General features: G+C 69.4%; 9 protein-coding genes. 2 read left to right on the top strand and 7 right to left on the bottom strand.

Annotated elements, in window-relative coordinates:
• Positions 1 to 376 precede the first annotated feature (376 nt).
• Entirely contained in the window at positions 377 to 694 is a 318-nt protein-coding gene (locus AABA78_RS13665; protein WP_338263436.1) for a hypothetical protein, read from the top strand.
• A gap of 75 nt (positions 695 to 769) precedes the next feature.
• Here AABA78_RS13665 and AABA78_RS13660 read toward each other — a convergent pair whose 3' ends face one another.
• The gene (locus AABA78_RS13660; protein WP_338263435.1) at positions 770 to 1,753 is read right to left on the bottom strand and encodes an alpha/beta fold hydrolase; all 984 of its coding nucleotides are present in this window, start codon (positions 1,751 to 1,753) and stop codon (positions 770 to 772) included.
• A 139-nt stretch (positions 1,754 to 1,892) separates the two neighbouring features.
• Between AABA78_RS13660 and AABA78_RS13655 the strand changes: the two genes are divergently transcribed.
• The gene (locus AABA78_RS13655; protein WP_338263433.1) at positions 1,893 to 2,765 is read left to right on the top strand and encodes a helix-turn-helix domain-containing protein; all 873 of its coding nucleotides are present in this window, start codon (positions 1,893 to 1,895) and stop codon (positions 2,763 to 2,765) included.
• A gap of 39 nt (positions 2,766 to 2,804) precedes the next feature.
• Here the strand turns inward: AABA78_RS13655 and AABA78_RS13650 are convergent, their stop codons facing one another.
• The 6 genes from AABA78_RS13650 to AABA78_RS13625 all read right to left on the bottom strand — a co-directional run bounded on the left by AABA78_RS13650 (position 2,805) and on the right by AABA78_RS13625 (position 13,254).
• Positions 2,805 to 4,004 (bottom strand): cytochrome P450, encoded by a 1,200-nt coding sequence (locus AABA78_RS13650; RefSeq protein WP_338263432.1) that lies wholly within the window; start codon positions 4,002 to 4,004, stop codon positions 2,805 to 2,807.
• Entirely contained in the window at positions 4,001 to 5,515 is a 1,515-nt protein-coding gene (locus AABA78_RS13645; protein ID WP_338263431.1) for a condensation domain-containing protein, read from the bottom strand. Before AABA78_RS13645 ends, AABA78_RS13650 begins: the two co-directional genes overlap by 4 nt.
• Positions 5,512 to 10,650, bottom strand: a complete 5,139-nt coding sequence (locus AABA78_RS13640; RefSeq protein WP_338263430.1) for a non-ribosomal peptide synthetase — start codon at positions 10,648 to 10,650, stop codon at positions 5,512 to 5,514. Before AABA78_RS13640 ends, AABA78_RS13645 begins: the two co-directional genes overlap by 4 nt.
• 1,018 nt (positions 10,651 to 11,668) lie before the next feature.
• Positions 11,669 to 12,145 (bottom strand): SMI1/KNR4 family protein, encoded by a 477-nt coding sequence (locus AABA78_RS13635; RefSeq protein ID WP_338263429.1) that lies wholly within the window; start codon positions 12,143 to 12,145, stop codon positions 11,669 to 11,671.
• 11 nt (positions 12,146 to 12,156) lie between these two features.
• Positions 12,157 to 12,756, bottom strand: coding sequence for a hypothetical protein (locus AABA78_RS13630; protein WP_338263428.1), 600 nt, complete (start codon positions 12,754 to 12,756; stop codon positions 12,157 to 12,159).
• 273 nt (positions 12,757 to 13,029) lie between these two features.
• Positions 13,030 to 13,254 carry a hypothetical protein gene (locus AABA78_RS13625; protein WP_338263427.1) on the bottom strand — a complete coding sequence of 75 codons (225 nt, stop codon included), beginning with the start codon at positions 13,252 to 13,254 and terminating at the stop codon, positions 13,030 to 13,032.
• Positions 13,255 to 13,341: the final 87 nt, after the last annotated feature.

Raw genomic sequence — 13,341 nt, 5'->3', positions numbered from 1 at the left:
AACCGCGCACATGATGACCGCGCATCGATTTCGGGGTCTCGCTCCAGGTTGTGGGCGCCGAAGAGGGCCATGTGCCCACGTTCGCGAATGGGAACCTCGGCCAGCTCCAGCTCGGCGGGAAGGAGCAGACCGGGGAAGCAGAAGTCAGCGCGCTGCGCCCTTCCCTCCTGGCGGTGAGCAAGGTGTTCCACGCGGACCCCGCGGAGCTCACCTTCCAGCGGGTCGTCACGGATGGCCTTGACGACCGGCACTTCGTCGATGTGCGGCCTTTGAATCAAATCCTCACGGTCCGTCGGCTGTGCGGCATTTCCGTCTGGGGTGGGGATGAGCGAACATGTGGGCCTCTTCCAGAGTTCCTTTCAAGAGGTGAGGCCCCATGAGGCATTTCCTGGCAGTGTCTGCGTTCCTGGCGTCGGGGCTGGTCGCGTGCGGAGGCGATTCCAGCCTGGAAGGCACCGGGAACGAAGCGCGCCCGCCCGCGGTGATTTCCGAGAAGGACAACACCGTGAAGGCAAGTGCATGCACCCAGTACTACGTCCCCAGGCTCACCACGTACTGGGATTCCTACCCCATGCGAGACGATGGGCAGGTCGGTCAGTGCGAGCTGGATGCGTCCTGCAATCCCACATGCTGGGGCGTGGAGAGCGCCTATCCCGTCTATACCGACTACTTCTACTGCACGCATTGCCCCTGAGGCTCGCTCCCGCCAGGCCGCGCGGGAGCGGCGGGCCCCCTCCGGTGTTGACGGAGGGGCCCTGCTGTTTCCGTTTCAGTGGACCTTCCACAGACGGAGGGCTTCCTCCGCGATGATGTCGGGGTGCTCCTCCTGGAAGAACAGCTTCCCGCCCGGCACGAAGCGGATCCCCTGGGAGCCGGGGAACGTGCGGTCGAGGTAGTGCGCGTCCTCGTTCGAGAAGATGTCGTCGCTCTCGCCCCAGACGATGCGGACCGGGACCTGGGTGCGAAGGAGCTTCGCCTCGATGCCCGCCAGCGGGTTGGGGAGCAGCGCCTTGTGGAAGGCGTGATACTGCGCCTGCCGCTTCGGTGAGCTCACGACGGGCGAGGCGTAGGTCTCGATGACCTCCTGGGTGAGGGTGCCGGGGTTCTGGAAGACAGCCGCGCCGAACGTCGAGCGGGCCATGGCCGGGTCGGTGAGCCACTCCGCGGTGGAGGCCGCGAGCGTCCCAGCGCGGGACATCTCGATGGCTGGCATCACCTTGGGCGGAGGGCTGTTCGGCTCGGTGTCGCAGTTCGTCAGGAGGAGCGTCCGGACCCGCTGTGGGAACTTGACCAGGAAGAGCTGGGCGACCGCGCCGCCGCTGTCACTGGCGACGATGTCGACCTGGGAGACGCCGAGCGAGTCGAGCAGGGCCGCGAGCATGTCCACCTGGTCGGCGGCGGCCAGCGACTGGGACTCGGGGACCTCCGAGTAGCCCAGGCCCATGAAGTCAGGAGCGATGCAGCGCCGGACATCGCACAGCCGGTCGAACGCGCCGCGCCACTGGAAGCCATTGAGGGGGGCTCCGTGGAGGAACACGGCCGCGTCACCCGAGCCGCGCTCCACGTAGGCAATCTTTCCGAACGAGAGCGGGGCGAAGCGTCGCGCCGCGCGCCAGGCCGCCGCGTCCGTCACCCGGGCCGCGGTGACGCCAGCCGTGGTGGAGCGGAGCTCCGGGTGGGATGCACAAGCGCCGAGCGTGCTGGCCGCGAGGGCGATGCCCGCGAACTCGAGGAGGAAGAACCGACGGCTCATGGGGAAGACTCCAGAGGGAGAGAACGCGCCAATGATTGCGGCGAGCTCGTTTCGCCGCGCGCACCGCTGGCCGTTCCCGGGCATGAACGGATGATCTTCCGTGTTGCGGCCCGGCAGCCCCAAGGGGAAGGATCCCGCGATGACCGATCGACCCTCGTGCTACCCGAGCCTTCCGGCCGCGCTGGTGACGAGCCTTGGCCCGGGGCGCATGCCGTTGCTCGACGTGCTCACGTCTCCGGTTCCGTCCGGGCGGTTCGACTCGCCGGTGGATGACCGCCATGTCCTCTGTCTGCACGTGGGGGAACCGGTGCCGGTGACGTATCGCGTGGGGAATGCCGAGCGTCAGGGGGCGCGCATCCACGGTCAGTTCTGCGTGGTTCCGGCGGGGTCGAGCACGCGGTGGACGTTGTCAGGCCCGGCGCGGTCGTTGCTCCTGCGGCTGACGCCCGCGCTGATGCGGGAGGCCGCGGAGTCCCTGGGGTTGGGAGCGCAAGGGGCGGCACTGGATCCGGCCATCCACATCCGGGACCCGCAGGTCGAGCGCATCGGCTGGATGATGCAGGCCGAGGACCACGATGGCTATCCGGGTGGGAGGCTCTTCGTGGACAGCCTGGCGACGGCGCTCGCCGCGCGGTTGGTCGCGTCGCAATCCCACACAGGAGCCCCGGCGCCCAGGCGTCGCCACGCATTGCCGACGTGGCGGCTGCGGCAGGTGGTCGAGTACATCGAGGCTCACCTGGACGAGGACCTGACGCTGGCGGAGCTGGCGAGGGTGGCGGGGTTCAGCCTGTCTCACTTCAAGCCGCTGTTCAAACAGGCCACGGGGATGCCGGTTCATCGGTTCGTGATGGAGCGTCGCGTGGAGCGCGCGCGGCTGCGCTTGATGGAAGGGCGCCAGAGCCTGACGGAGATCGCGATGGAGGCGGGCTTCTCACACCCAAGCCACATGGCCCGCTGCCTGCGCCGCTTCCTGGGCATGAGCCCGACGGAGCTCCTCCGGGCGGAACAGTGAGGTCGCAGGAGGACGCCGCGGGCTTCTGATTCGCGGCGCCTACCAGGTGATGGGCAGCTCGTGCACGCCGAGCAGGTTCTCATCCTTCTTGAAGCGGATCTCCTCCGGTGGCACGGCCAGCCGCAGCGTGGGGATGCGCTGGAAGAGCGTCTTGAAGAACACCTCGAACTCGATGAGCGACAGCGCCCGCCCCGTGCACAGGTGGATGCCATGGCCGAAGGCGAAGTGACGGTGCACCTCGCGTTGGAGGTCCAGCCGGTCCGGATCCTCGAAGACCGTCTCGTCGCGGTTGGCGGAGTCCGGCTGGGCGAGGATGCCTTCACCGGCGCGGATGAGCTGGCCGCCAATGGTGACGTCCACCGTGGCGACGCGCTGCCGGCCCAGGTGCGAGACGTTGACGAAGCGCAGGAGCTCCTGGACGGCCGCGGTGATGGCCGCGGGGTCCTCCATCGCGCGGAACTTCTCCAGCTGCCCCGGGTCGAGCAGCAGCGCCAGCGTGCCCAGGCCGAACATGTACGCGGGCGGCCCGTGGCCCGCGTAGAACAGCGCATGGAACATCGCGGCGGCATCCGGGGTACTCAGCTTGCCCGTCGCCACCTGCTCGGACACGACGCGACCGATGAGCGTGTCCGTGGGCTCACGGAGGTTCGCCTCCACCAGCGCCAGGAAGACCTCATCCAGTCCGGCCAGGGCCGCCGTCGCCTCCTCGCGCGATGACGCCCGGGAGCCGATGGTCCGGCTGAGGACGTGCAGGCGCTCCGCGCCGTCATGGGGCACCCCGAGCAGGTCGCAGATGACGCGCAGGGCGACGGGCAGCGCGAACGCGGCCATCAGGTCCACCGGATGCGGGCCCGCCAGCATCGCGTCGAGCGCCTCATCCACCGTGCGCTGGATTCGCGGCCGCAGGGCCTCCATCCGCCGGGGCAGGAACTCCTGCACGAGCATGGCCCGCTGCACCCGGTACTCCGCGTCCGGGCGAAAGAAGAAAGGCAGGGTCCGCTCCTGCCGGGCCACGGAGGAGGCGGAGATGTGCGGGAACCCTGGCAGCGTGGAGTCCAGGACCATGCGGGGATCGCTCAGGACCGTGAGCACGTCCTGGTAGCGGCTGACCAACCACGGCGTGTTGCCGTTGAACAGCCGGACCGGACACACCGGGGCCTCCTGCCTCAACCGCTTGTATTCCGCGGGAGGCTCCAACGGATGCTGCCAGTCCTTGGGCAACGGATAGGAAATGCTCATCGGGATGCTCCTGTTCGGGTCAGCAGGGCGGCGGCGCCCGCCACGGTGGGATGCTGATACAGCTCACGCAATCCAAGGTCCCGGTCCAGCTCGGTCAGGACCCGGGCCGCGATTTCAATCAGCTGAAGGGAATGGCCGCCGAGCTGGAAGAAGTCGTCGTACGGGCCGACCGAAGCGACCTTCAGCACGTCGGCGAAGATGCGGGCGAGGTGTGCCTCCGTCGCGGTCGGAGGCGGACGCAGGCTCGTCGCGCGTGCGTCGGGGCTCAGGGCCCGCAGGACCTCTTCGTAGGCCGCCAGCAGCCCTTCGATGAACGCGAGGTCGAAGAGACTCTCATCGAATTCGGCCCACACCGTGAACAGGCCGTCGGAGCGCTCCTCGACCCGCAGGGTGAACTCGAACTTCGCGGTGGGGAGGTCCAGCAGCAACTCCGTCACCTCGCAGCCGTGCAGGGCCAGCGCTCCCGCCGTGTGGGGCGGATGGTAGGCGAAGTTCACCTGGACCACGGGAGAGCGCGTGGGGTCCCTGGGTGGGGACAGGTCCTGGACGAGCTGCTCGAAGGGCAGGTCCTTGTGGGCGTACGCGTCCGCCGTGGAAGCGGCCACTCTCGTGAGCAGCTGGCGGAAGTCGGGGTCGCCGCGCAGGTCCACCTCCAGCACGACGGTGTTGACGAAGAAGCCGAGCACGCGCTCGACCTCGGGCAGGTCCCGGTTGGCCACGGCCAGTCCCAGCAACACCCGCTCACGTCCCGCACGCTGACCGAGCACGAGGCCGCACGCGGCGGCCAGCACCGTGAACACCGTCTGACGTTCAGCGCTCGCGAGGGCGTGCACGGACCGCACAATGGCAGCGGGCAGCACGCGATGCGCACGGCGCCCCTGGCCCAGCGCGGGACGCGGGGCGACCAGGTCCAGGAAGAGGGGGACGCCTGACAGCCGCTCACGCCACCAGCGCGACAGGGACTCGCGCACTGAGGCGGTGAGCTGCTCGCGCTGCCACGCGGACCAGTCCACGTACTGCACGGGCAGCTCGGACAGGCCCGTGGGTTCGCCCAGGACCGCCGCGCGGTAGGCGAGGGCCAGGTCCTCGGAGAAGACCTGGAGCGACCCGCCGTCCGCCACGAGCAGGTGCACCGCGAAGACCAGGAAGTGCGTCCGGGGCTCCAGCCGGAGCACGGTGAGCCGCAGCAGCGGTCCGTGCTCCAGGTCGAACGGTCGGGCCGCCTCGGCTTGCGCGTGGCGCAGGGCCTCCGCTTCGGTCGCCACGTCCACGACGTGGACATGGGCCTGCCCCTGCGGCGAGAGGTGCTGCTGCGTCCCCAATGGGAAGACGGTCCGCAGCGGTTCGTGCCGGGCCACCAGCACGTCCAGGGCCTCCCGCAGGGCTCGCGGGTCCAGCGGCCCCGCCACCCGGTGGCAGCGGACCGTGGCGTGGGCCGCGCCGGTGGGGTCCATCCGGTGCAGGAAGCACAGCCGCTGCTGGGCGAAGGACATCGGGAACGCGGTCGTCATGCGCGCGGCAACCGCTTGATGGTGGTGGTGGCGGGCGCCACGGTGAGCGCGGCGGCCAGCTGCGCGACGGTGGGTCCCATGAGGATGGTCGCGAGCCCGACCTCACGCCCCATCATCCGCCCCAGTCGCGAGGCCAGCCGCATCGCCTGCAAGGAATGCATGCCCAGCGCGAGCAGGCTCTCGTGGACATCCACCCGGGTCACGCCCAGCAGCTCCGCGACCACCGCCGCGATGCGAACCTCGGTCTCGGTCCTGGGCGCCGTGAAGGGCGCCTCCGGACTCCGCTGTGTCGTGGTGGGCAGCCGGGAGCGGTCCACCTTTCCGTGCGGGGTCAACGGCCACGCCTCCAGGACCACGACCTCCGAGGGCACGAGGTGTCCCGGCAGCCTGCGCGCCAGGTCCTCGCGCACGGCCTGCGCGGATACCGCGACGCCCGGCTCGGCCACCACGTATCCCACGAGGCGGGGCTCCTCCGCGCGCGAGTCGATGACCGCGAGGGTGTCCGCCACGCCGGGATGTTCGGCCAGGGCGGCGCGCACCTCCGCCAGCTCCACCCGGAAGCCCCGGACCTTCACCTGCTCATCGCGGCGGCCCAGGAACTCGATGATGCCCCCCGGAAGCCACCGGCCCAGGTCTCCGCTGCGGTAGAGCCGCCCGCCAGGATGCGCCGAGAGCGGATCCGGCACGAACCGCTCCGCGGTGAGCTCCGGCCTGTTTCGGTACCCCCGCGCGAGACCGTCCCCGCCGATGCAGATCTCCCCCACGGCGCCCGGCGGCGCCACCTGCCCGGATGCGTCGAGCACGACGACGTGGGCATTGAGCAGCGCCCTCCCGATGGGCACGTTCGTGGCCTCGGGATCATGTCCTTCGTCGAGCTTGTAGGCGCTCGCCATGACGGTGATCTCCGTGGGGCCGTAGGCGTTCGTCAGCTTCGTGAAGCCTGCTCGCTGAAGCGTGCGGAACGCCTCCGGGGGAAAGGCCTCTCCGCCCACGAGCACCCGATCCAAGGCGGTGAAGGACTCCGGGGCCTCCGCCGCCAATCGGGGCAACACCACGGGAGGAATCACCGCATGCGTGATGCGCTCCTCGATGAGGCACCGGGCCAGCGTGGGCACGTCCCAGACCGGCGGCAGGAAGTGGACCGCGGCGCCGTTCAACAACGCCCCCCAGACCTCCAGCACCGAGACGTCGAAGGAGACCGACGCCATCGCCAGCATCGTCTTGCCCGGTCCCAGGTCCTCGGCCAGGGCCGTCCGGTGCATGAGCGACACGACCGAGCGGTGTTCGATTTGGACGCCCTTGGGCTTGCCGGTCGAGCCGGAGGTGTAGAGGACGTAGGCCAGGTCCGACGGACTTCCCGAGGGCAACGGCGGACCGGACTTCGGGGGAAGGTCATCCAGCACGACGGTGGGCAGGGAGGTGAGCCGGTCCGTCAGCGCCGCCGTGGTGACCAGGGCGTGGGCCCCGGCATCCCGGACGAGCGACTCCAGGTACGCCGGTGGCGCCTTCGGATCCAGCGAGAGGAAGGCCGCCCCCGCCATGAGGCTCCCCAACTGGGCCACGACCAGCTCCGCCGAGCGGTGGAGGCACACCGCCACCAGCGCCCCCCGGCCGACACCCAGGTCTCGCAGATGGTGCGCCAGGGACTCCGCGCGTTGCGTCAAGGCTGCGTACGTCAGCACGGAGGCGCCCGCCTTCACCGCCGGAGCGTCGGGCGCGAGCCGGGTCCAGTGGGCCAGCAGGTCGTGCACCCGATACGTGGGCGCCTCCATCCTGGCGCCCACGCTGACGAGCGCGCGCTGTTGCGCTTCGTTCATCAAGGCCAGGCGGGACACGCGGGTGTCCGGCGCGGCGGTGATGGAGCGCAGCAGTTGCTGGTACGCGGACAGCATGCCGGTGACGAAGAAGTCCTCGAAGAGGTCGGAGTCGAACTCCCACGAGAGCAGGATGCCGCTCAGGGAGGACCGGGGACTGGAGCGCACGGGGCCGTCGGAGAGGGGAATGCTCACCAGGTCCCCGGCGAACCGGCTGATGTGTCCCGGTTCGGCGTAGAGGGGGACCGCGACGACGGACAGCTCGAACTTGGCGGAGCCATTGCTCAGGCCCTCGACGATGTTGACGTCGAGCGGGGACGCTTCGAGCGAGCCCACCGACGAGTCATGGAAGTTGAACATCGTCTGGATCAACGGATTGAACCCGCCCTGATGCCGCGCGGGTGACTCCGCGAAGATGTGCTCGTACGGCAGCTCCTGGTGGTCGAAGACCTCCAGCGTGTTGCGCCGCACCCGCGCCAGGAACTCCGTGAAGGTGGGGTCTTCGTGCAGCCGGCCGCGCAGCACCACCGTGTTGACGAGCATGCCCAGCAGGCTCTCCGTGTCCTGCCAGCGCCGGTTCGCGACCGCGGTGCCGACGAGGATGTCCCGCGAGCCGGTGTAGCGGTGCAACAGGACGAAGAACGCCGAGAGGAGCGTGGTGAAGAGCGACGTGTGGTTGCGGTCCGCCAGGTCCTGCAACCGTCGCGCGAGCTCCGCGTCCAGCTCCATCCGGGGCGCCACCCCACGGAAGCGCCGGGTCCCGGACAACACGCGGCGCGGGAGCTGGAGCTGCGTCTCCGTGCCCTCCAGGGACTGGCGCCAGAAGTGGCGCTGCGCGTTCGCGGCCTCCGTGCCCATCCACTCCCGCTGCCAGCGCGCGTAGTCGTAGTACTGCACGGCCAGCGGAGGGCGGCGCACCTGTCCGTGGCGCACGTGGTCGGCGTAGCCGTTGAGCAGCTCGCGGACGAAGACGTTGAACGACCAGCCGTCATGCACGACGTGGTGCTCGACGTGCACGAAGATGTACTCCTGCTCGCCCACCTTCAGGAGCCGCCAGCGGAATGGCCGGCCCTCCGCCAGCACGAAGTGCGTCTGGACCGCCTCGCGGACCGCCTCACCCACCCGGGCCTCCAGCACGTCCTCGCCCACGCCGCTGAAGTCCTGGAGCGGCACCTCCACCGCCCAGGGCGGCTCCAGCTCGCAGCGCAGCTCCCCATCCACCTCGGGGAAGCGGGTGCGCATCACGTCGTGGCGGCGGACGATGTCCGTGAGGCTCGCGTGCAGCGCGGCGATGTCCAGCGCCCCCGCCAGCCGGAAGACGGCTTGCGTGTGGTAGGCGCGCGCGCCCGGGTTGAGCTTGTGCATCAACCACACGCGCTCCTGGCCAAACGACGGTGCGATGGCGGCACCCGCCTGGCCTCCGCGAGGGCCCAGGTCCACCCCCGCCTGGCCTGGCTTCAAGCCAGCCGCGAGCTGGGCGACCGTGGGCGACTGGAGCACCGCGCTCAACTCCAGCTGCGCGCCCAGGACGCGGCGCACCCGGGCGACGAGCTGGGTCGCGAACAGCGAGTGCCCGCCCAGCTCGAACAGGTCGTCATGCCGTCCCACCCGCTCCATCCCGAGCAACGCCGCCGCGATGGCCGCCAGGGCCTCTTCGGCGGGGGACTCCGGCGGCTGGTAGCCGGTCCGCTCCCTCCGCTGGGGACGGGGCAGCCGGGCCCGGTCCACCTTGCCGCTCGTGTTCAGCGGCCACGCGTCCACCACCACCACCACGTCCGGCACCAGATAGCCGGGCAGCCGGCGGCGCAGCTCCGCGCGCACCGCGTCGCCCGACAGCACCGCGCCGGCGACCGGCATCACGTAGCCCAGCAGCCGCTCCCCGGTGCCGTCGACGAGCGCCACCGCGTCCCGCACGTCCGGCAGCGCGGCCAGGGCCGCCTCCACCTGCCCCAGCTCGATTCGCGCGCCCCGGATCTTCACCTGGTCGTCGCGGCGGCCCAGGAACTCCAGCGTGCCGTCCGGCAGCCACCGGCCCAGGTCGCCACTGCGGTACAGCCGTCCTCCCGGCAGCGGGCCCCACGCATCCGGAATGAACCGCTCGGCGGTGAGGCCCGGCAGGCCCAGGTAACCGCGTCCGACCCCGGCGCCTCCGAAGCACAGCTCCCCCGGGGCTCCGTCGGGGACGGGGCGCAGGTGCTCATCGAGCAGGACCACGTGGTAGTTGGAGATGGGGCGCCCAATGGGCACGCGCTCGCCGTCCACGGAGCGCACGGCCTGGAGCGTGCTGGCCACCGTCACCTCTGTGGGGCCATAGCCGTTGATGAAGCGGTGCTGCGCGCCCCACTGCCGGACGGTCTCCGGCAGGCACACGTCCCCCACGCTCATCAACATCTGGAGGTCGGGGAAGCCCCCCGGCCGCAGCGTGCGCAGGACCGTCGCGGGCAGCACCGCGTGGGTGATGCGCCGGTGTACCAGCACCTGGGCCAGCGGCTCGCCAGAGAGCTGTGCCGCGTCCAGGGTCTCCAGCCGCCCGCCGTTGGGCAGCGCCAGCAGGACGTCGAACAGGGACGCGTCGAACGACGGGTGGAAGTACTGGAGCGCGCGCGTGTCCGGCCCCAACGCGCCCAGGAAGTCACGCTGGGCATGCAGGAGGTTGGCGACCCCGCGATGCTCGCTCATCACCAGCTTGGGTTCACCCGTCGAACCCGACGTGCAGATGATGTACGCGAGGTCCTCCGGAGCGAGCACCGCGTCGTCCTCCCGCGACGCGACGGAGCCCGCTTCGGCCCCCGCATCCAGGAAAGGGACCGCTGGCACGGCGCTGTCCGGTGCGAAGCCGACCGCGAGCGCCGCACCGACCCTGCGGACGATGTCCTCCCGCCAGGCCCGCGGATGCGATGGCGACAGCGGGAGGTAGGCCGCGCCCACCTTCCAGACCGCGAGCGCGAGTTCAACGAAGGCGGGCCCCCGGTCCAGCACGAGCGCGACCACGTCCCCCCGTCCAATCCCCCGGGCCCGCAGGTCCGAGGCCAGGGCGCGGGTGCGCGCATCCAGTCGCGCATACGTTGTCTCCGTGGTCCCGTCGGAAAGCGCCACGCGGTCCGCGTGCAGCCGGCATTGCTCCGCGATGACGTCCACCACCGAGCGCCATGGCCCGTGGTCGACCCTGGAGTCCGGGACGCGTGCGGCCCCGTGCCCGCCCTCCAGCGCCACCGCTGTGTTCCGACCTTCCAGCGCCCAGGGGCTCTTGCGCCGCAGGCTGGCGAGAAGGCGTTCGTATTCGGTTCCGGTGACCCGGGAGGAGGGGGGCGTGGACGTCAAGCGAGGGCTCCTGATGCAATGACTTGCACCTCGGCTCTCCGCGCGGAATCACGCCGCCCGGCAGCCCGGTGTCGCGGACCTCTAACACGCGAAAAAACGCCGCGCCGCCCTCATTCGGAAACATCCTGGGTGACAATCCAGGGTGACTTCATGAATTGATCCAGAGCGGACCGCACCGGCACCGCGGTGCACCCTGCACGGAGCCCACGAAGACGGACACCCCCGCATCCATCGTACGGCACCGCGCCACATACTCACGAGGCCGCCAATGCCAAGGTCGTCGGCTCAACGCTGCGAGGGGACATGATGCGCATTGGTGCCGGCAGTCGATTCAATCGGTGGCGAGTTGGGCTCGTCACGATGGCATGCGCGCTGTCGAGCAGTGCGCTGGCAGATGAGCCTTCGCGACCTGACTTCTACATTGTCTTTCGGGACTGTCAGGCTATCGGGGTGGGCCCTCGGGGCGGACAAGTGAAACCCCTCGACTCTCCCGAAAGCACTCTTGCTTGCTGGCGACAGTCGCGGAAGGTTCCGTGCCTCTTTGAGGGTGGAGAGACACAGAAAGAAATCGTCTTTTCAGTGGATGCTGAAGTTCCCCCACTTCTCACCCTCGTTCAGGGAGTGAACGCTGGGGACTTCTTGGTCATCGATACGGCACAGCACACCGCCTCACTCCTCACAAGAACACTCTTGGGCGGGAGTGGTCTCGTGGCGAAGGTATGCTCAGGCTTCTTCGCGACTGCGGACGAGGTCGATGCCCTGCGCGCCGAGGAGACTTCCTCCCAAAAGAAAATTGACCACAAGAGCAAGGCACCGCCGGTGAAGAGTTCGCCCAGCCGCGAGTAGCATTCGCCGCGCTCATTTCTTCGCGCGGAAGGTGAGCCCGATACCCGCCGTCTCTTCTGTCCTGCCATGGCCAACACGGCAGGCGGACGGTGAGGTGGGCGACGCAGCGGGCGGAACCTATGGTGGTGCAAGCCCTAAAGCGTGCCGGAAGCTGAAAGGGTGCGTGGCGCGCTCAGCTTTCTGACGTTTCGTTGCTCAACCAGAACGCCCGGTTGCCGCTGCGCAGCGCTTTCTCAAGGAACTCCTCGAACGAAGTGGCGATGCACGGCGTCTCGTCCGGGTACGTCTCGTGGAAGGCGTCGAGCAACGGATAGCAGCCGGTGGTCCGCGTGGCCACATCCAGGATGACGTAGTTGGTGTCCTGCATATCCACCAGTGTGTAATGCGAGGCAGGGCCTGCGTTGTCCTCGTCTCTTCCGCGGATGGCGACGCGGGCCCGCTCAATCTCGTCCAGTGGAAGGATGCAGTACTTCGCGCTCGACAGGGGTCTGAAGAGGGTGCCGCCGTTCGCATGCAAGTAAAAGGCGCGCAGGTCGTCGTCCAGCTTCCAGCCGGTGCGCGTCTCGAATGCGGTGAGCTGCGCGGACGTCGCGGGCGGGTTGGGGAAGTGGAGCCGGGAGAATTCGGCCAGCAAGCTGTCCATGGACATGGCGGCGTTCTTCAGTCTGCGTAGGGACGCTCAGGGCCGGGCGTCAGCCACTTCCCTCCAGGCGCGTAGCAGGCGGGGTACTCGTCGTTGAAGGCCTTGTGCACGTCGCTTGGGACGGGCAGGACATTGTCAGGAGCCACCGCTGGCCCGCCATGGGCGAGGTCGAAGATGTGGTGCCCTGGCCAGGCCTTCCCTTTGCTGGCTGGCCACGCGCCGAATTCGGATCCCCACACGTCCCGGAAGCGCTCGCGCGCGTTATCCCACTTGTCGCGGCGCCGCTGGAGGTCCGTCACCTTGGGGTAGTCACAGCAGCAGTGGGTGATGGCGAGGCGGCCACCGGCCTCTGCGGGCATGAAGAGGTATCGGCCCTGCCAATCCCCCTTGATGTCGGCCAGCCACATGCAGCCCATGAGCGGGTAGCCCTGGGCCGCACATTTCGACTCGCAGCGGGACAGGAACGCGGCGCTGCACTGCCAGGGCCCGTAATAAATTGTCGTGCGCAGCTGCCCGCCGTCCGGCGTGGAGAGGATGGGGCTGACCCACCTCGCGCGCGCAGGACTTCCTTCCCCACCAACGGTGGCCGAGCCGCACCCGAGGAGGGCGAGGAGCAATGCGGCGCTCGCGGCGCGGTGGGGAGCGGGGGCGGCTGGCATTGTTCAATGTGCCAGCATGGCAAAACAAGGAAGTTAAGTCACGGCCGACAGGCCCTCGCGAGGACCAGCTGAGCGAGAAGGAGGGGCACCAGGAGGACACGGGGAATGCTCATGGCTACGGTGCTCCTTTGCCTGCGCGCACCTGCTCCAGGGCCGCCATGAACTCGTCCGTGCATCTGGGCATACGCCGGCCCAAGCGCCCCACCTGGGCGGCAGGGCGCAGGGGCTGCTTCAGAGCACGTCGTTCTCTACCAGCGTGGCGAAGATGCCCAGACCCAGGAGGGCCACGCCCAGCACGATGTAGAGCACTGCCTTGCCGAGCAGGCCCGGCCAGGCCCCGGAATGGGAGGGGTTCACGACCGTCATCCGCTTGCGCACCAGGGCTCGCACACCGGACACGAGGAAGAACAGGCTGAAGCTCCCGGCCATGATGAGCACGGCTGGATTGAATTTCATGGCACGGGAGCTTCCTCGGACCCGGGTCCAGCGCGCAGGCCACGGCCGTCCCCTCGGACGAACTGGCGTTCACGTGAGCCCGCTGTC

The sequence above is a fragment of the Corallococcus caeni genome (assembly GCF_036245865.1).
In the GTDB taxonomy this organism is placed as follows: domain Bacteria; phylum Myxococcota; class Myxococcia; order Myxococcales; family Myxococcaceae; genus Corallococcus; species Corallococcus caeni.
This window is presented reverse-complemented; position numbering and strand designations above follow the sequence as displayed.

Excerpts from the sequence above, each read along its gene's own strand:
- AABA78_RS13645 (WP_338263431.1), bottom strand. The coding sequence starts at position 5,515 with ATGACGACCGCGTTCCCGATGTCCTTCGCCCAGCAGCGGCTGTGCTTC.
- AABA78_RS13665 (WP_338263436.1), top strand. The coding sequence starts at position 377 with ATGAGGCATTTCCTGGCAGTGTCTGCGTTCCTGGCGTCGGGGCTGGTC.
- AABA78_RS13635 (WP_338263429.1), bottom strand. The coding sequence starts at position 12,145 with ATGTCCATGGACAGCTTGCTGGCCGAATTCTCCCGGCTCCACTTCCCC.
- AABA78_RS13655 (WP_338263433.1), top strand. The coding sequence starts at position 1,893 with ATGACCGATCGACCCTCGTGCTACCCGAGCCTTCCGGCCGCGCTGGTG.
- AABA78_RS13625 (WP_338263427.1), bottom strand. The coding sequence starts at position 13,254 with ATGAAATTCAATCCAGCCGTGCTCATCATGGCCGGGAGCTTCAGCCTG.
- AABA78_RS13650 (WP_338263432.1), bottom strand. The coding sequence starts at position 4,004 with ATGAGCATTTCCTATCCGTTGCCCAAGGACTGGCAGCATCCGTTGGAG.
- AABA78_RS13660 (WP_338263435.1), bottom strand. The coding sequence starts at position 1,753 with ATGAGCCGTCGGTTCTTCCTCCTCGAGTTCGCGGGCATCGCCCTCGCG.